The sequence below is a fragment of the Pseudoalteromonas sp. CO325X genome, from assembly GCF_004208955.1.
Lineage (GTDB): Bacteria > Pseudomonadota > Gammaproteobacteria > Enterobacterales > Alteromonadaceae > Pseudoalteromonas > Pseudoalteromonas ruthenica.
Genome location: NZ_SGPG01000015.1, coordinates 19,062 through 36,652 on the forward strand (window position 1 = coordinate 19,062; position 17,591 = coordinate 36,652).

General features: G+C 48.9%; 14 protein-coding genes and 2 tRNA genes. 8 read left to right on the top strand and 8 right to left on the bottom strand.

The features are described 5' to 3' along the window. Nucleotides 1-113: 113 nt before the first annotated feature. Genes EXT46_RS08170 through EXT46_RS08180 form a run of 3 tightly spaced genes read right to left on the bottom strand, consistent with a single transcriptional unit; the run spans nucleotide 114 to nucleotide 4,165 of the window. Nucleotides 114-2,027, bottom strand: coding sequence for a hypothetical protein (locus EXT46_RS08170; RefSeq protein ID WP_053911879.1), 1,914 nt, complete (start codon nucleotides 2,025-2,027; stop codon nucleotides 114-116). A gap of 11 nt (nucleotides 2,028-2,038) precedes the next feature. Continuing rightward, complete coding sequence (locus EXT46_RS08175) at nucleotides 2,039-3,052, bottom strand: M48 family metallopeptidase (RefSeq protein WP_130146574.1); 1,014 nt, start codon at nucleotides 3,050-3,052, stop codon at nucleotides 2,039-2,041. A gap of 3 nt (nucleotides 3,053-3,055) precedes the next feature. After that, nucleotides 3,056-4,165, bottom strand: a complete 1,110-nt coding sequence (locus EXT46_RS08180; protein WP_045979726.1) for a YjgN family protein — start codon at nucleotides 4,163-4,165, stop codon at nucleotides 3,056-3,058. 160 nt (nucleotides 4,166-4,325) lie between these two features. Here EXT46_RS08180 and EXT46_RS08185 point away from each other — a divergent pair, with 160 nt between their 5' ends. The 8 genes from EXT46_RS08185 to msrB all read left to right on the top strand — a co-directional run bounded on the left by EXT46_RS08185 (nucleotide 4,326) and on the right by msrB (nucleotide 13,186). Further along, on the top strand, nucleotides 4,326-5,069 hold the full coding sequence (locus EXT46_RS08185) for an RNA methyltransferase (protein ID WP_130146576.1): 744 nt from the start codon (nucleotides 4,326-4,328) through the stop codon (nucleotides 5,067-5,069). A 42-nt stretch (nucleotides 5,070-5,111) separates the two neighbouring features. Continuing rightward, complete coding sequence (locus EXT46_RS08190; protein WP_130146578.1) at nucleotides 5,112-8,501, top strand: AAA family ATPase; 3,390 nt, start codon at nucleotides 5,112-5,114, stop codon at nucleotides 8,499-8,501. Nucleotides 8,502-8,531: 30 nt separating this feature from the next. Further along, nucleotides 8,532-9,272, top strand: a complete 741-nt coding sequence (zipA, locus tag EXT46_RS08195) for a cell division protein ZipA (protein WP_053911884.1) — start codon at nucleotides 8,532-8,534, stop codon at nucleotides 9,270-9,272. A gap of 63 nt (nucleotides 9,273-9,335) precedes the next feature. After that, entirely contained in the window at nucleotides 9,336-11,354 is a 2,019-nt protein-coding gene (gene ligA / locus EXT46_RS08200) for an NAD-dependent DNA ligase LigA (RefSeq protein WP_130146580.1), read from the top strand. A 1-nt stretch (nucleotide 11,355) separates the two neighbouring features. Then, nucleotides 11,356-11,700 carry a DUF3392 family protein gene (locus EXT46_RS08205; RefSeq protein WP_053911885.1) on the top strand — a complete coding sequence of 115 codons (345 nt, stop codon included), beginning with the start codon at nucleotides 11,356-11,358 and terminating at the stop codon, nucleotides 11,698-11,700. Next, nucleotides 11,697-12,194: a DUF2919 domain-containing protein gene (locus EXT46_RS08210; RefSeq protein ID WP_022944711.1), complete on the top strand. Its 498-nt coding sequence runs from the start codon at nucleotides 11,697-11,699 to the stop codon at nucleotides 12,192-12,194. Before EXT46_RS08205 ends, EXT46_RS08210 begins: the two co-directional genes overlap by 4 nt. A 4-nt stretch (nucleotides 12,195-12,198) precedes the next feature. After that, nucleotides 12,199-12,642: a hypothetical protein gene (locus EXT46_RS08215; RefSeq protein WP_130146582.1), complete on the top strand. Its 444-nt coding sequence runs from the start codon at nucleotides 12,199-12,201 to the stop codon at nucleotides 12,640-12,642. Nucleotides 12,643-12,739: 97 nt separating this feature from the next. Continuing rightward, on the top strand, nucleotides 12,740-13,186 hold the full coding sequence (gene msrB / locus EXT46_RS08220; protein ID WP_130146584.1) for a peptide-methionine (R)-S-oxide reductase MsrB: 447 nt from the start codon (nucleotides 12,740-12,742) through the stop codon (nucleotides 13,184-13,186). Nucleotides 13,187-13,223: 37 nt separating this feature from the next. Here msrB and EXT46_RS08225 read toward each other — a convergent pair whose 3' ends face one another. The 5 genes from EXT46_RS08225 to EXT46_RS08245 all read right to left on the bottom strand — a co-directional run bounded on the left by EXT46_RS08225 (nucleotide 13,224) and on the right by EXT46_RS08245 (nucleotide 17,591). Continuing rightward, entirely contained in the window at nucleotides 13,224-15,092 is a 1,869-nt protein-coding gene (locus EXT46_RS08225) for a DUF885 domain-containing protein (RefSeq protein WP_130146586.1), read from the bottom strand. A 93-nt stretch (nucleotides 15,093-15,185) separates the two neighbouring features. Beyond that, nucleotides 15,186-16,817, bottom strand: a complete 1,632-nt coding sequence (locus tag EXT46_RS08230) for a response regulator (protein ID WP_022944715.1) — start codon at nucleotides 16,815-16,817, stop codon at nucleotides 15,186-15,188. A gap of 45 nt (nucleotides 16,818-16,862) precedes the next feature. Continuing rightward, nucleotides 16,863-17,078: a hypothetical protein gene (locus tag EXT46_RS08235; protein ID WP_130146588.1), complete on the bottom strand. Its 216-nt coding sequence runs from the start codon at nucleotides 17,076-17,078 to the stop codon at nucleotides 16,863-16,865. Nucleotides 17,079-17,408: 330 nt separating this feature from the next. Continuing rightward, nucleotides 17,409-17,484 (bottom strand) — tRNA-Val (locus tag EXT46_RS08240). Between the two features lie 31 nt (nucleotides 17,485-17,515). Further along, nucleotides 17,516-17,591, bottom strand: a tRNA-Val gene (locus EXT46_RS08245).

Sequence of the window (17,591 nt, forward strand, 5' to 3'; positions counted from 1 at the left end):
ACCTCTACTATTTGGATCTCGATGGTTCCGCAGTATAACTAAGGCGTAAACAAATAACAGACTCTATTCATGCTTTGTTGCAAAAAGGCCCAACTTGAGTTGGGCCATAGCCATTATTTATTTTCTTCTAGTTGCTGGGTGTCTTGGCGTTCACGAAAGCCGCCCGCTTTATCATCGCTCAGCTTAGGCGTGCCATCTTCGGCGCGCGAGGCTTGGTTCACCTTGAGTATATTTTCTGCGTGCTGGAGGTCGGCTGTATTGGAAAAACCAGCGATGGTCTCACGGCCTTTTAAGAAGCCATCTATTTCATCAACGATGGTATTGAGCTCTTGCTCGTTTTTCTCCATGGTCATCACATAGCGCGGCATTTCCACATTGTCGCTGCCACTACTGGCAAAGGTGCTAGTGTGGATGCGCGAGCTAACAATCCACGGCGTGATTGATGATTTAACAATGACATTTTCACTGCGAGTGGAATCGTGAATGGACATACCGGTGGAGATCTTAGACTCGGTAAAGGTGCCTTCCGTTTTCATATACAGCAGCAACGAACTAAAGCGCAACTCGGCCCAAAATACATGGCTAAAGTTCTCCAGCATACGTCCTATGGTGCTGAATATTTGCCAGAAGAAAAAGCCACTGAGTAACGTCACGACCAATGCTGATAACTGCCCAAGCCACTGCTGCATTGCAGCACCATCGCCTCGTTCGGCACTGCGCACAAAGCTGTCTACGTTGTCCCATGACTGGGCTAGAAAGTCGTACAGGCCCTGAACTTTTGCGGCCAAAGCAAATAATAAGCAGGCGCCGATGACCACGCAAAGTTGCGCCGCGATGGTGCTAAATAAGCGCGTCGCTTTGAACCCTTGCGGCGCTGGAGTTGGCGTGAACTCAGGCTGAGTTTCGATTAACAGCTCACCACGAAAATCGCCTTTGCCCTGCGACTGCTCATTCAACGTGGGATCAAAGTCAATGTAAGTGCGGTTAGGGATCTCTCGATAGCGTCGATTGGCCAGCACGATATTTTCAATGTTGATAAAAATTTCATTAGGGTGCACCGACTCTTGTAAATTGGCGCGATATTCGCTCACTTCCGTTTGCGCGTTGCTTTGCTGTGCTCTCGTCGTCAACAAGTAAAACAGCGCGACACTGGCTATGGCACCCAGTGCCAATAAGGTGATAAGGCTAGGCCAAGCAGAAAAGCTAACGACTTGCTCGGTCACACTTTGCCATTGCTGCAACTCATGGGCTGAGGGAGCAAATACATGATGATAAATAAGACCGATGACTACCGGGAAAATCACCGAAAAAGCGATGACTTTTGCCAATGATGCAGCCCCCACATCTTTGAGCTGTTTAACGCGTTTAAGACTGACGGCCTTGGCTGCACTGCGCCAACATAGCAGTAGGTAGACTAAAATAAGCGCTGAAAATATAGGAATAATAATATGGCCCGCTTTACCGGCAAGCCCAGAAGAAGACACAAAATACGTCAATGCGAAGGCAATAAGCGCGAGCACCGTCTGCAACAACACCGCGACAATTTCTTGTGCAACATTACGCATTGGATAAGGTAAAAACACCAGCTTTGGCATAATCGAATGCACTAAGCGGCCAACCCAACCTTTGGGTTCGCTAAACGTGGTGTTTTTGCGGCCCATCAGCATCGACTCTAGGGTTTTTGCGCTGTAGGCTAACGATCCCTTTCGGCGCTCCAACTCTGCATTTTCTTGCTCGCTTTTAGTGAGGTTTAGCGCCAAGGAGCTAGGTACAGAACGACCAACAAAAAACTTAAACAACTGGAATAAACCACTGCCACAGCGCTGTAACCCCATAATCAACAGCACAAGACCAAAGCCGGCGTAGATCCACGCCGCAACCAAGTTGTGCTCGGTGAGGGTGGTTACTTTAAAGAGGCTATATAGACCTAATAGGGCGATACATAGGCCGCCGATGGAGCGAATTAACCCTTCCGCTTTAAAGGGGTTGGTTATGCCTAAGCCTTTTGAACCAAAATCATACGCCATAAGGGTTCCTTTTATTCTTGGGCTTGTTGAGCCCGTTCAATACGTTCAGAAATAGCAGGGTGAGAAGATAAGTACTCCCACTGCGAATCTTGCTGAGGGTCCAACTCATGGGCCTGTGCGAGCGCTTCCATGGCCTCAGCAAAGGCTGTTGATGAATAGCCTAAGCGTTTAAGTTCGCGTAATGCGTAATCATCGGCTTGGCGCTCCATATCGCGGGAAAATTGCTGTTGTAGCAACGTCGAGCCGGTGCCCATGATAATCTCAGCAAACCCTTGCAAGTCGCCAAATAAGAGCGCTAACGATACCGAGGCACCCGCTGATTGCGCCGCTAAGGTGAGGCCGTGCTGATACTCGACATGACCAATTTCATGCAACAGCACCGCCAGCAATGCGGTGTCGTTCTCTTTTAATGCGTCGGCCAACTCATCAGTTAACACGACTTGCCCATCGGGCAGAGCAAAGGCATTGGCTCCGATTTTCGGGGCGCTAAAAAAGTGCAATTGTAAATGCGAAGGTGGATTCTCTATTTTCTTGATATGATTATGCCACAGAGTGCGAATATGTTGTTTACGCGCGTCACTCAGTTCGCTGGGTTCAAGGTAAAGGTATTTAACCGCTTCGAAACTTTGTTCTGAGGCAGCATGGACAATGGGTTTAGGCAGGGCGCGAGCCACCGTTGCAGCGGTGCTGGGAATTATTTTGAAAAATAAGGCCCAGCACAGTAAGGCAGCGCCCAAAACACAGGCGCAAAGGACCAACTTATGGCGCTCAATAGCTTCCAATGCTTTGTCCCAGCGCGACTCACTCGGCCAGCGATGCTGAGCGTCGTGGGGCACAAAGCGACTGCCATCGGCAAAGGTCAATTCCACCGGTAGGCCTGTTATTTGTTGCCCTTGCTGATAATCATCAAACTGCGCGATGAGCTCATCATCACTGAGCAGTTGCACACCAGCATCACAAAGCCAAAGCGTGGCGTGCACACTTTGGCTTTGCTTATGCAAGTAATAAACGCCCGTTACTTGCATGGCTTATCCTAATGAAAGGTCAACATCAAAGAAATCAGCTGCTTCTTCAGCAAATGATGAGTTTTGCTCACCTTGCGCGTCAGTCAGTGTTTGCGGATCGCATAAGAAGGTGATCTCAGTGGCTCGGCATAGCATTTTTGCAGTGCGTACTTTTGCCCACGGGATGGCTAAACCGAGAGTACATAACACGGCAAGGGCATTGGTGAGAGTCAGTAAGGTGTAATCCACTATGCGTAAGTCGGATTTAAAACTGGCGATACCTTCGATCTCACTGCTATTGAGCAAGTGGTTACGAACATGAGTTTGATACACACCCATGTAAACGGCAAAAATAGCGGTATAGCCAACAACGAATAAGATGATTAATGCCACTGCGCTAATGGCGGTGAGCGATTGTTCAAACCCTTCAGGGTCCAGCATCATGGTTTGTAAACTCAAACCAAATACGCCAGCGATCGTCATGACTATTACACCGACAATGGCACAGGCAACATAGGCCAAAATCACAGCCAAGTAATACTCACCGCCTTTGGTGTTCACAGTGATGGGTTTATCGGCATAGCTAATTTCGCTATGTAGGTATTTATCAATGCGCTTGAGTACGTAAGGCAGCAACAAATAAAGCGTGAATACACTTACGATAGGCAACACGATAAAATTCAAAAATGCATCGCCATAGTTACCTTTAAACGCAAAGCGTACATTGCGATAGCGACTCATGCGCATATTAAAACGCATGCCCTGATTGACCATCCACGGCATTAAAAATAGCAATCCGAACACCGCTAAAACACCGAGAATAGGCACAAATTGAGTACAAAACATATAAATAACAAATAAAATAAAGGCGAGAATGCGGCCTTTTAAAATTTGTATAGGCGATGCAAGGTAATCAAAACGGTGACCATCAAGCTGGGTGTGACCATAAAAATAGCGATAAGTGCGCACTTTGGCCCAAGCGGAGTATATGCCTAGCGTCAACAACGTGAGCACGATGTTAACGATCCAAATTGAGAAAAACTCTTTCCCGGAGCCGGAAAATTCTACGCGGCGAGAGTAGGCTTCAAACTCTTGCGAGCGCGCGGATGGGGTGGGGGTAGTATCTAAGTCCATTTAAACGTCCATAAGTCCTAAGTAAATTTAAGAGCGTTAATTTAGCGTTAAGCTTAAAATATTGCAACCTGTGCAATGCAACCTTTGATCAGGGCTCCGCTTTATGCTCGCGCATGTGTATAATCGCGACTATTGTCTAGGGGAATGACGAAGGCACTGTATGCTGTCCAAAAACCAACAAAAATATTTGCGCCAGTTAGGGCAAAAGAAATATCGCCGTCAACATCATATGTTTTTAGTACAAGGGGCGAAAAACGTCCTTGAGCTATTGCAAAGCGACTATGATATTGACAGTGTCTTTGCCAGCGAAAGTTTTTTAGCGCAGCATCACCAACTGCTGGGCTCTCGTCTCGATGCCCGCCATATTCACCAAAGCGATGAGGGGAGTCTCTCGAAAGTCAGTACGCTGGTGACCAATAACGAGGTTATTGCTGTTGCACCTATGCGCGATGTCACTATTCAGGAAACACCTTGGCAATTGGCCCTTGATGGTGTTAGCGACCCTGGCAACTTAGGCACCCTGATCCGTTTAGCGGATTGGTATGGCTTTTCGCAGATTTTACTTTCACCGAATTGTGCCGATCCATACAACCCCAAGGTGATCAGTGCCACTATGGGTTCATTCACGCGTGTGTCGTGCGCCACAGTTGATTTACCTGAGTACCTGCAACAGCTTGATAAACCTGTTTACGGTGCATTTCTAGGAGGCACTAACGTGCACCATGTCGAATTTGCTCAGCAAGGAGTGCTCGTTATGGGCAGTGAGTCTCATGGTATTAGTGAGGCGGTGGGTCAAGCTATCTCAGAGCGAATTACCATTAACGGGTACGGCGGGGCAGAGTCGCTGAATGTGGCTATTGCCAGTGGCATAATTTTAGATAATATAAAGCGTTGTAGCGGTTAGGCCGCAGCCACCAAACATAAAATCATAATAACTGGGGCATCAATGCGCTTAAGCAGCATTAAGCTGGCGGGGTTTAAGTCCTTCGTCGAGGCAACAAAAATACCTTTTCCCGACGCCATGACCTGTGTCGTCGGCCCTAACGGCTGTGGCAAATCGAATGTGATTGATGCCGTGCGTTGGGTGTTAGGAGAAAGCTCGGCAAAGAATTTACGTGGCGACGCGATGAGCGACGTTATTTTTAATGGTGCAGCCACCCGAAAGCCGGTCTCCCAAGCGGCCGTTGAACTCATTTTTGATAACACCCAAGGGCGTTTGCCCGGCACTATGGCATCACGTAACCAAGTAGCCATTAAGCGTGTTGTTACCCGCGATGGTCAATCCCTGTATTACCTCAACGGCAGTAAATGTCGCAAGCGAGATATTACCGATATTTTCCTTGGCACTGGCTTGGGCCCGCGCAGTTACGCCATTATCGAGCAAGGGATGATTTCCCGGCTTATCGAAAGTAAACCTCATGAGCTGCGGGTGTTTATCGAAGAAGCCGCTGGTGTGTCGAAATACAAAGAGCGCCGCAGAGAGACACAGACTCGCATTCGCAGCACCCGCGAAAACCTTGAGCGCTTGCTCGATGTGCGTAGTGAACTGCAAGCTCAACTCGATAAACTTGATACTCAGGCGCAGCAAGCCCAACAATACCGTGAACTCAAAGCCCGGCAACGACAGCTAAAAAGTGAACTGGCGGTGTTGAAATGGCAAAAACTGCATGCCCAGCAACTGGAAAAATCGCAACAACTCGCGCAGTTAAAAGAGCAGCTCACCTTTATTAAAGAAGCACACAGTGGTGAGCAAGATGTACTCAGCGCCTATCAACAGCAAGTTGATGATACCCAGCACGCTTTAGCCGCTGCACAGCAACAGCAGTTCCAAACTGATAATCAGTTGGCGCGAGTCGAGCAGCAACATATTCATAGCAAACAGCAGCTGCAGCAGTTGCATGCAACATTGCAGCAAAGTGATGAAAAGCACCAAGCGCTGGTGGTTGATAAGCGCCAGCAAAAAGACGCGGTGGCGCAAAAGCAGCGAGAGTTAGCGCAGGTGCGTGAACAGTTGGAATTATTGCAAGCACAAGCAGAGCAGTTAACTGAGCAGCACCTTGTCGCGCAAGAACAATTTGAGCAACTGCAAAACCAGCAACATCAACAGCGTGAGCAGCTGTACCAAAACCAGCGGCAAGTCCAACAAAGCCAGCATGAGTTGCACGCACTGAGCGCGGAGCAACGAAGTAACACTGAGCAACTGCAAGAGGTGCAAGAGCAACTCAAGGCGCACCACGAGCAACCTATTAATCAACAGCTGCAAGATAGTGAAGCTGAGGTCAAAACCTTGACCACCCAGTTAGCCAGTGCCAAAAGTGAGCAGCAGCGTGTCGAAAAGCAATTAACTGCGGCGCAACAGGCCTATCAACAGGGCAAAAACGAATATCAACAACACCAAGATCAAGCGCGTCAACTAAGTGCCAAACAACAAGCGATGGCGGAGTTGCTCGCACAGCACCAAGAGCAGCAAAGTCTATTGTTTCAGCTCGAGGTGCAAAGCGGTTATGAAGCGATAATTGAGGCGGCACTGATGCAGTTACAGCATTTGCAGTTAACTGAGCAGCGCCAGGGGAGTTGGCTACAGCCCACCGAGCACCAGGTTAAAGCCGAGGCTGTCAGTGCGTTTATCCAGCAAGGCGAGTACCCGGACCTGCTTGACCGTATCGCCTATGTCGAAAATGGTGATATTACGCTGTTGGCAGATGACTATTGGTTTGCGGTGGTTGACAGTCAAGGTACTTTGCACGGTCGTCATTGGGCGCTCGAAAACGAGCAAGCACAACAAGGCATCTTAGCTAAGCGTCAGCAACTGGCGCAACTTGATAGCCTGCTTGAGAGTGCACAGCGACAGCAACAACAAAGTGAGCAATATCTACAACAGCTGCATGAGGAGCGAGGGCAGTATACGCAGCAACTGGACAATAGTAAGAAGCAAGTGCATGAGCTTTCACGTAGCCATGCCAGCATGCAAACCCGGTTGGAATTATTGCGCGAGCAACAACAACAATGGCAACAGCAACAACAACGCCTCAGTGAAAAACAACAAGCGTTGATGACCCGAGACCGTGAGCTTCAAGATAAGTATGCACTTACTGATGAGCAGTTCCAGCAGGCACAGGAACTGTTGGAACAAGCGCAGCAGCACAATGAGCAATTGCAGGGTCAGTACGAGCAGGGTCAACAGCACCTGCGCCAATGCGAGCAGCAGTTGCGGGAGCATCAAGCTCGAGTCGCAGATATGCGTCTTAGCGCAGAGCGTCAGCAAAGTGAGTTGTCCCTCAGTGAGAATAAGCTGGCACACATCGACAATGAGTTAAGCCGCTTGGCGTTAACAGTGGAGCAGGCTCAGGCGCAGCAGCAAGCGCTGGAGCAGCCGCTTGAGCAAATGGCCGAGCAAATTGAAACCTTGTTGCAGGAAAAAGAGCGCCTGAGCGAGCAGCAGGTTGATTTGCGCCATCAGCTTGATTCAGCACAGCAAAACTATGAGCAAAATAAGTCACGCTTAGCCCAAGGTGAGCAGCAGCGTGAGCAATTGCAAGAGCAGATTCAGCAGGCGCTATTGGCGGAGCAAACCCTGACACTGAAAGCGCAGCAGGCGCTAGCACCATTAGAAGAGCTCAAAGTCACGCTCAAAGAGGTGCTCGAAAGCCTTGATGACGATGCCGCAGTGGGTCGCTGGCAAGCGCAACTCACGCAAATTGATAAGCAGTTAGACACGCTTGGCGCTGTTAACCTGGCGGCGATTGATGAGTTTGCCAGTGCCAAGCAACGCAAAGCTTACCTTGATGAGCAGCTACAAGATTTAACTGATGCCTTGGAGACCTTGGAGTCGGCGATTGCTAAAATTGACCGCCAGACCAAAGCGCAATTTAAAAGCACCTTTGATCAGATTAATGACGATCTCAAAGAGTTATTCCCTAAGGTCTTTGGCGGCGGCTCAGCCTATTTAGAATTAACCAGCGATGATTTGCTAGAAAGCGGGGTCGCTATCATGGCTCGTCCGCCAGGCAAGAAAAATTCAACGATCCATTTGCTAAGTGGTGGAGAAAAAGCGCTGACCGCATTATCATTGGTGTTTTCAATATTCAGGCTCAATCCAGCCCCGTTTTGTATGCTTGATGAGGTGGATGCACCTTTGGATGATGCCAATGTCGGTCGTTTTTGTCGTTTGGTCGAGGAAATGTCGCAAACAGTGCAGTTTATTTATATAAGTCATAACAAAATAGCCATGGAGATGGCAGGGCGTTTAACCGGCGTGACCATGGCTGAGCCGGGTGTGTCGCGTATGGTTGCGGTGGATATTGAGCAAGCAATGGAAATGGCTCAAGCCAGTTAAGTTAAACAAACACAGAATAAAGGTGAGGGGATGGCCGAAAATCTCAGATGGGTATTAATTTTAATCAGTGCAGTGGTCATTGGTGGTTTGCTAGTTCATGGCTTGTGGTCAGTACGCAAACGCTCTCAAGCAGTCGAGAACAAACCTGCTAAAGCTAAACCACAGCCAAAGGCAGAGCCCCATGAACCGCACAACACGCAAGACACGGTGAGTCGTTCTGAACCTGAGCCAGCATCAGTGCAGCATGACGAGCCCAGCTTTGGTGCTATCGACGATGAACCAAGCATTGGCGAAATTAACATTGATGACGAGCCTGCAACGGCGCATGAAGAAACTGAAGCGAATAGTGACAGCGAGCAGCCAGCAGAAGATTTTGTGATCATCCACGTGCATATGCCTGAAGGGCTGCAAATGCAAGGGGCTAAGTTATTACCCTTAGTGCTGACCTTAGGGTTTAAATATTCCGACGATGGCTTTTTTCACCGTCACGAGCAAGCCAGCGGTCAGGGCCCTGTGTTGTTCCGTATGGTTAACATGTACAACCCAGGCACTTTTGACGTCGACAATATGGAGCAGTTTAGCACTGCAGGCGTGAGCTTATTTATGACTTTACCTAACGATGGCGAAGCCATGGCCACCTTTAACATGTTGCACAGCGCGGCGAAGAAAGTGGCAGATGAGTTTGGCGCCGAGTTATTAGATCATAACCGCCAGCCACTGAGCGTTAGCACCGTGCGTGAGTACGTCGAAAAAGTACGTGAATACGCTTAATATCACATTCTGTAAGTAGTAGCAGCCACCCACTTGATGCGGTGGCTTTTTTATGAGGAACTTATGAGTAGCACGCCAGAGCAACGCATTGCACAATTGCGCCTTGAGATTGAAGAGCACAATTACAACTACTACGTATTGGATAACCCCAGCATTCCCGATGCCGAGTATGATCGTTTGCTGCGCGAGTTACAGGCGCTCGAAAGCGAACACCCGCATTTGCTTAGCCCAGACTCTCCCAGCCAAAAGGTCGGCGGCGCAGCACTGAGTAAATTTGCTCAAGTCACCCACCAAGTGCCGATGTTATCCTTGGATAATGCCTTTGATGAGAGCGAATTCAACGCCTTTAATAAACGTATTCAAGACCGCTTGGCAGACACACAAGCATTGGCGTTTTGCTGCGAGCCTAAATTAGATGGCTTGGCGGTGTCGATTTTGTACCGCGATGGTGTGTTAGTGCAAGCGGCAACGCGTGGCGACGGTCAAGTTGGTGAAAATATTACCGAGAATGTTAAAACCATTCGTAATATTCCCCTAAAGCTGCGGGGTGATTACCCACAAGAGTTAGAAGTACGCGGCGAAGTGTTTATGGATTTAGCCGGTTTTGCACGCCTTAACGAAGAGGCGGCAAAAAATGACGGTAAAGTGTTTGCCAATCCACGTAATGCCGCAGCGGGAAGCCTGCGTCAGTTAGACTCTAAAATTACAGCTAAGCGGCCATTGATGTTTTATGCTTACTCGATGGGGCAAATTACCGGGGCCGATTTGGCCGACGGCCACTATGAGCAGCTGCACCAATTAAAAGACTGGGGATTGCCGCTGTGTCCGGAGACCAAGCTTGTCAACGGCACAGAGCAAGCGATTGCTTACTATCAAGACATTTTAACCCGCCGAGGCGAGCTTAAATATGAAATTGATGGGGTGGTAATTAAAGTGAATAGTAAGGCTCATCAGCAGCGTTTAGGCTTTGTCGCCCGAGCGCCGCGCTGGGCTATTGCCTATAAATTTCCGGCGCAAGAAGAGATCACCCAGTTACTGGATGTGGAATTCCAAGTGGGTCGTACTGGGGCAATTACCCCCGTAGCCCGCTTGCACCCAGTGTACGTAGGGGGGGTGACAGTATCCAATGCCACACTGCACAATGGTGATGAAATAGCTCGCTTAGGGGTAAAAGTTGGTGACACCGTAGTGGTGCGCCGAGCTGGTGATGTGATCCCTCAAATAACTCAAGTGGTGCTTGAGCGCCGCCCCGCAGATGCCAAGGAGATTGTCTTTCCGCAGCAGTGCCCAGTCTGTGATTCCCACGTTGAGCGTATTGAGGGCGAGGCTGTGGCGCGCTGCAGCGGTGGTTTGGTATGTGCTGCGCAGCGTAAAGAGGCCATTAAACACTTTGCCTCACGTAAAGCCATGGATATCGATGGCCTCGGCGATAAAATTGTTGAGCAACTGGTGGAGCGCGAATTAATCCACACGCCGGCAGAGCTTTTTCAACTGCGTCAGGGTCATTTTGAGAGCCTTGAGCGTATGGGGCCCAAATCCGCAGCTAATCTAGTCAGTGCCCTTGAAGCGGCGAAAGAAACAACCTTGGCGAAGTTTATTTACGCGCTGGGGATCCGTGAAGTGGGAGAGGCCACCGCACAAAACTTGGCCATGCACTATCGCACCCTCGATGCGTTAATGCAGGCCGACGTCGAAAGCTTACAAGAGGTCAGCGATGTTGGTGAAGTGGTGGCTAAACATATAGTGAGTTTCTTTAGTGAGACGCTGAACCAGCAAGTGGTTGAGGAATTACTAAAGCAAGGGCTGCACTGGCCAGCCATTGAAGTGAAAGCCGATAACGAGCAACCACTCAATGGTTTAACCTATGTGATCACCGGTACCTTAAGCCAGCTAAGTCGCAATGACGCCAAAGCGAGATTACAAGCATTAGGGGCAAAGGTCGCGGGCAGCGTATCGGCTAAAACTCATGCCTTAGTGGCTGGGGAAAAAGCGGGCTCGAAGCTAACCAAAGCGCAAGAATTGGGAGTGGATGTGCTCTCAGAAGAGGCGCTGCTCGAATTGCTAAGCGAGCATGGCGGTTAATATGAGTGACTTCATTAACTGGCTGAAATCAGGCCTTTATCAACTGGGACAATGGCTATCGCCTTATCTTGGTGATATTGCCTTGGTGTTTGTGGTGTGCATTATCGGCCTGTATGCCGCTGACGTGATCAAGGCGGTTAAAAAAGTAGTTGCTGCGAAGCACTTTATGCTGCGCACCTTAGTGTTTGTGCTGGTGAGTGCATTCGGCTTGGGAGCGCTTACGCTGTGGGTAAGTCCTCTGATCGCTAAATTATTGATGCTCTTTGGCAGCACTTATCTGCCACTGACGGTACTGGCGGCGTTTATATTGGTGGGTGTGTTAGCCGATAGGAAGTCGCAGCTGTGAATCGTTACGGCCCCGAGTATTGGGATAAGCACGGTGCTTATCGCACCCCTATAGGCTTTACTTTGTCCCTACTGGTGCTGCTTCGGGCTTATCTAATTTGGGCGTTTGCAGCGATTTCGCGACGCCCCGAGCTTGATTTAGTCGCCTTGGTATACCAACAAAAACGTGACTTCTTTATTGCCTTAGGGATTGGTGCCATTGCTTTAGTCCCTGCGGTGCTTTACTCATTGCGCCGACCCAGCTCGAGCCTGAAACTCAAACCCCTATGGCGGTTTATGCGTTGGCCGTTATTAGTGTGCGCGATATTGGATTTTACTTGGATCATGCTTCAAGCCGCTCAGCAGTATTATCAGTTCTCCCTCCATTTAGCCCTACAGGGAGTCATGGTTGCGTGGGTCATACTGTATTTATTGCGCAGTCGCTACCTCAAAGTCTTTTTCGCTGACTGGCCGGATGAACTGGAAAGCAAAAAAGACGGTGCAGATAAGCGCTAACCAGATGAAGGTCGTCAACGCCGCCCGAGCTGTGGATGTAATGCTTGCTAAATACACCTTATTGGCTCTACCCGTGGTGGCGTTAATTATGATTTTGACGTTATCTTGGCCTTGGTTAACACTGATCATCGGGGGTGGCTACTTGGTGGCGCTAAGCTCAAGCTTTTATCGGCTCACGGCGCTGTTCAGGACGCGCAACCCGATTAGCAATTTTATTCATCGTCAGCAGGGTCAACTCAGAGTGTGCTCACTAGCAGGAGTTTATGATCTCCATGGCCCGTGGCAGAGTATTCCCTTACATAATATCAGACACATTAGGGTGTACGACCATCGAATGTGCATTGTCACTAGCAATAGCGAGTGTGAGCTGAGTTTAGTCGCTACGCGTGACGCGCTATTGGCATACATGCGCGCTATTATGGCCGATACACAGGTCGATATTACATAGCTCATGTGGCTAAGTAGTGGCCCTAAAAGCAGCCTCGCTGTGGCGTTAGCTTTGCTGTTCTATCATCTTAAGGCATTATCAAATTTAAGGAGTGTTTATGCTTAATTGGCAAGACATCATGCGTATGAGTGAAAAAGGCAATTCCGAGCCTCCTTATCGTGTGGAAAAAAGCGATGAACAGTGGCGGCAGCAACTCAGTGACGAAGCGTTTTATGTGACTCGCCAAAAAGGCACTGAACGTCCATATAGTAGCGATTCATGCACGCTTTTTGAGCCAGGGCGTTACCTTTGTGTGTGCTGCGATAACGTTTTATTCGCCGGTGATGAGAAATTCGACAGCGGCAGCGGTTGGCCTTCTTTTACGCAACCGGCACAAGCCAATGCTATCGCCTACATCAGTGATAGTAGCCATGGGATGCAGCGGATTGAAGCGGTGTGCAACGTGTGTGATGCGCATTTGGGGCATGTGTTCCCTGATGGCCCGCCACCGTCTCACCTGCGCTACTGTATTAACGCAGTGGCTATTTATAAAGGCGAGGATTAAAGAATTATGGGGTGAGAGAGCTCGCCCCATGCAAAGGTTATTGTTGACTGGCTATCCAAGCATCAATGTCTTGCTCAACAATCGCCATGGGGCGAGCCCCGGGAGTGAGAATAACATCGTGAAACGCTTTTATGTCGAACTTGTCGCCTAGAGCTTTACGTGCCTTGTCACGAAGCTCGACCAGTTTGATCATACCTAGTTTGTAACCTAAGGCCTGACCTGGCCACGCAATATAGCGGTCAATAGCAGAGACAACATCACTCATAGCGGTGCCTGTGGCCTCGGCAAAATAATCAATGGCCTGCTGGCGAGTCCATTTTTTATAGTGCAGGCCGGTGTCTACCACCAAACGTGCAGCGCGGTACACTTCAGCCTGTAATCGCCCTAAGTCACCAAACGGGTCGTCCTGATACATCCCCATCTCATAAGCGACGAGCTCGGAGTAAAGCGCCCAGCCCTCTACATAGGCATTAAAGGAGGCATTTTGGCGCATCAGGCCAATATCTTGTTGCAACATATTCAATGCGATTTGGAAATGGTGTCCCGGTACAGCCTCATGGTATGTGAGTGTTTTCATGCCGAAGCTGGGAACTGCTTTCATATCCTTGAGGTTAATAAAAAATACACCAGGGCGTGAGCCGTCCAGCGATGGGCCGTTATAATAGCCGCCGGCGGAGCCTGCCTCAACAGCGACAGGAATACGACGCACCTCTACTTTTTGTGGTGGTAAGGTGGAGAAATACTGCGGCGCCTTGGCGACAATTTTGCTTATCTCACCGCGTAAAAAGGTGAGTAGCTCGGCTCGCCCTGCATCGCTATCTTCATATAAAAAGCGAGGTTCGTTATTGAGTTGCTGCATGCGCTTGCCAACGCTGCCTTCACTGTATCCGTTGGCTTTAAGGATTTCATCCATACGCTCGGTAATGCGCGCGACCTCATCAAGGCCTAGCTGGTGGATTTGCTCGGCAGTGAGCGTGGAGTCCCCTAAGTAAGTGATTTCATGCTGATAGAAAGCATCGCCATTTGGTTGCGCCCAAATACCGACATCAGTGGGCGCGTGCTCTTCAAGCGCCGCCATGTCTTTGCTTACACCCGCAAACCCAGGATAAATCTCAGTGCGCACGAGTGTCTCGGCAGTGTTTATGTAATCCTGGCGTTGGCGCTCATCAAGGCCGTCGATAGCACTTAGCTTGTTGGCGAATGAGGCAACAAGCGGGTGCTCGCTGGGTTGCACAGCGGTAAAATTAGTTAAATAACCCAATGTGTTTGCAAACAAGGGTTTCGGTAATATGACTCCAAGCTTGGCGTCGGCTTTAAGTTTTTCTCTGACCTGTGCAATAACCTCGGCAAAACCACGTAGACGAGCAAGGTAATTGTCAGCATCTTCAATGTCTGAGACCTCATGCTGATCCTTTAGCAGATTGGGTAAATCGATGAGCGGACCGGACAGTTGGTTGACCACGTAAGGTAGGTGCCCGCCCCAGGTATCGATATAGCCCGCTGCAAAGTCTTCGTCACCAGCATAATAGCGAGCAATTACCTCATTGACGCGCAGGTGCAATAACTCATCCGCAGCCAGATCAGGGTGTTGCAGTGCTGCTAATTGCTCGCCAGCATGGCGCATATCTTTTTGCAGTTGCTGCATACCGGCCACCGAATAATCAGGGAGCTGGCGGTTATAGTCACCATAACTTTGCTCTGGTAGCTTAAGCGACGTGGCTAGGGCGCTTTGATGGCTGATAAAGGTTTTGGTGTATTGCTCTACGGCATTATGAACTTGTTCAGCCGTTGGCGCTTGATTGCGTTGCTGAGTTGGTTGCTCTGTCTTTGCGATGGTTTGGGGGGCTTCAGAGCAGCCTACTAAGGCCAAAGTGATGGCAAGAGCAAGGGTGTTGATTGGCTTCATTGTTGTCCGTGTTTTTTATTGTCGTTGGGTAGTGACTTAATATACACGCTTGGCATAGCAAAGCTAGCAAGGTGCGGGCAACAATCTCGGCGGCTAAGCAATATGTGAGTGCTTGTTAATATATTTCTGCTTTATCTTTTCAAAGCGCTCGCTCATCTCCGCATCTAAATCCGCCTGTTCCAGTAAGCTTACACACTTGTTGGCAAGTTGCTGGTTAAACGTCATGCCTTGGCGGGTGCTGCCTTCATACAAGCACTGCAATAAGTTTAGGGCAATACTGCGGTTTTTCGGCATCACTCGAAAAGCCTGAGTAAAAGCTTCCAGTGCCAATAGGTAATTGCCCTGTTTAAATTTCTCTACCGCATGGTTGTTCAACTCACGCGGCCCCATGCGTAAATCTCGGCGCTCACTTTGCTGTTGAATGACGCTTTTTAGTTGCAATTCAGAGCGTCTCTCGGGGTAGCGCTCACAATGATCGATAATCTTGTTAAACAATGCCTGGGCTTGCGTGTGAAAGCCTAGCTCATGGTATGCCTTGGCTTGATCAAGGGCACCATCAATAGAGCGAATAGGGGAGTCATCAATGACCAGCTGCTCGATAAGCATTTTGGCTTTGTGGTGTTCATCTTTTAAATAATGAAGCCGCGCGTTAAGAACATCCACCTGGGTTTGTTGCTGGGCATCAGGAAACTGCTTTTTTAGGTCATTAAGGTATTTGGTTGTTTGTCGGGTAACGCGGGATATTTGCTCGCCTTGATCGGTTGTCAGAGCATAATCAATACCAGCGCGCGCAGCGTTAAGGTAGACCTCTGGGTTATCGTGTACTGAGTGGCGAGCAAACTTAGCAATATCACGTTTAGCCAGGTAGGTTTGTTCATAATCATGATTGATTTGCGCTACCTGCGAGAGAGACTCTTGACGCTCTAGGTTGCGCGGAGCCATAGTGGTAGCCGCACTTAAGTACTCTTGAGCCTGCTCGAATTGATTCAATTTTATCTCTAACTGCCCTAATAAGTCATAAGCAACAAGACGGGTTTCAGTACGCTCTAGCAGGGTTTTGAGCATGCGGTGGGCGAGGTTATGCTCGTTGTTTCCAATAAGTGCTTCAACTAAGCCAATGCGCGCCCAGGTAAATTTTTGAATGTCCAATACAGATTTAAAGAAGGTTTTTGCCTGCTCATATTGCTGCTGCAGTAGCAGAGCATCTCCCTTAAGGCGCAGCAGCACAGCCGCATAACCTTGTTGGCTGGCAAGTTTAGTATCGATCATCTTCACCGCTTTGGAGTAATTCTCATCATCCATAAGCTGGAAAATATCCTTGAGCGCGCGTTTGCGTTTCACTACGCGCTCGATACGGCTTTTCAGTTCTAGGGTATTGAAGGGTTTTACTAAAAAGTCATCGGGATGTAGCTCAAGCACACTGTGTACTAATGCCCCCGAGGTTTCTGCAGAAATAAAAATAAAGCCTGTGGCGCCTTTGATCAGCTTATTTACCTTAAGCTCTTCATATAATTGATAGCCATCTTGGTGCTTGCTTAAGTTAAACGCACAGATGATCAAGTCGAAAGCGTCTTCTTTACATAATGTCTTGGCGACAACGGCATTTTCAGCAAAGCGTAAGCGTCTGTAGCCCAAACGCTCTAAAGATTGCTTCATATAGCTAAGTGCTAATGGCTGCTCTTCAATGATTAATATATGCGCTGAGCTGGAAACTTGCTGGGCCATACCGCTACTAGGGAGATGTTATTTAAACCGACTATATAAACTAGTCTAGCTGCTGACAAGTAAATCGCGAATAAAGCCAGAAAATGCTGGTGAAGAGAGTAAAAGCTGTGCAGTCATGGTTAATGTGCAGGCGTTGGGTAATAAGAAGGTGGCATGTTGAGCACTCAAGGTTTTATATAAATAGGCGCCGATATAGGGCTTTACTGAGGTTAAGCCAGAGGTTCTCGCCTTAGAGTAGGGTATGAGTGCGATGCTGAGCATCGAAGGTTATATATCTAGTGAGTGTCTATATGGTGGGTTGTGCTGGGTTTGAGCCAGTGATTGTTGCCTTGGAATAGGGACTGAGTACGATGCTGAGCATCGAGGGTTATATATCCAGTGAGTGTCTATATGGTGGGTTGTACTGGGTTTGAGCCAGTGGTTTTTGCCTTGGAATAGGGACTGAGTGCGATGCTGAGCATCGAAGGTTTTATATCTAGTGAGTGTCTATATGGTGGGTTGTACTGGACTTGAACCAGTGAGTGTTGCCTTGGAATAGGGACTGAGTGCGATGCTGAGCATCGAGGGTTTTATATCTGGTGAGTGTCTATATGGTGGGTTGTACTGGACTTGAACCAGTGACCCTCGCCTTGTAAGGGCGATGCTCTCCCAACTGAGCTAACAACCCATATAGAATATGCAGATGTCTCACTTTAAAATGGTGGGTTGTACTGGACTTGAACCAGTGACCCTCGCCTTGTAAGGGCGATGCTCTCCCAACTGAGCTAACAACCC

What these genes read in the sequence shown, in the direction of transcription:
- EXT46_RS08170 (WP_053911879.1), bottom strand. Translation starts at nt 2,027, where the DNA reads ATGGCGTATGATTTTGGTTCAAAAGGCTTAGGCATAACCAACCCCTTT.
- EXT46_RS08175 (WP_130146574.1), bottom strand. Translation starts at nt 3,052, where the DNA reads ATGCAAGTAACGGGCGTTTATTACTTGCATAAGCAAAGCCAAAGTGTG.
- EXT46_RS08180 (WP_045979726.1), bottom strand. Translation starts at nt 4,165, where the DNA reads ATGGACTTAGATACTACCCCCACCCCATCCGCGCGCTCGCAAGAGTTT.
- EXT46_RS08185 (WP_130146576.1), top strand. Translation starts at nt 4,326, where the DNA reads ATGCTGTCCAAAAACCAACAAAAATATTTGCGCCAGTTAGGGCAAAAG.
- EXT46_RS08190 (WP_130146578.1), top strand. Translation starts at nt 5,112, where the DNA reads ATGCGCTTAAGCAGCATTAAGCTGGCGGGGTTTAAGTCCTTCGTCGAG.
- zipA (WP_053911884.1), top strand. Translation starts at nt 8,532, where the DNA reads ATGGCCGAAAATCTCAGATGGGTATTAATTTTAATCAGTGCAGTGGTC.
- ligA (WP_130146580.1), top strand. Translation starts at nt 9,336, where the DNA reads ATGAGTAGCACGCCAGAGCAACGCATTGCACAATTGCGCCTTGAGATT.
- EXT46_RS08205 (WP_053911885.1), top strand. Translation starts at nt 11,356, where the DNA reads ATGAGTGACTTCATTAACTGGCTGAAATCAGGCCTTTATCAACTGGGA.
- EXT46_RS08215 (WP_130146582.1), top strand. Translation starts at nt 12,199, where the DNA reads ATGAAGGTCGTCAACGCCGCCCGAGCTGTGGATGTAATGCTTGCTAAA.
- msrB (WP_130146584.1), top strand. Translation starts at nt 12,740, where the DNA reads ATGCTTAATTGGCAAGACATCATGCGTATGAGTGAAAAAGGCAATTCC.
- EXT46_RS08225 (WP_130146586.1), bottom strand. Translation starts at nt 15,092, where the DNA reads ATGAAGCCAATCAACACCCTTGCTCTTGCCATCACTTTGGCCTTAGTA.
- EXT46_RS08230 (WP_022944715.1), bottom strand. Translation starts at nt 16,817, where the DNA reads ATGGCCCAGCAAGTTTCCAGCTCAGCGCATATATTAATCATTGAAGAG.
- EXT46_RS08235 (WP_130146588.1), bottom strand. Translation starts at nt 17,078, where the DNA reads ATGCTCAGCATCGCACTCATACCCTACTCTAAGGCGAGAACCTCTGGC.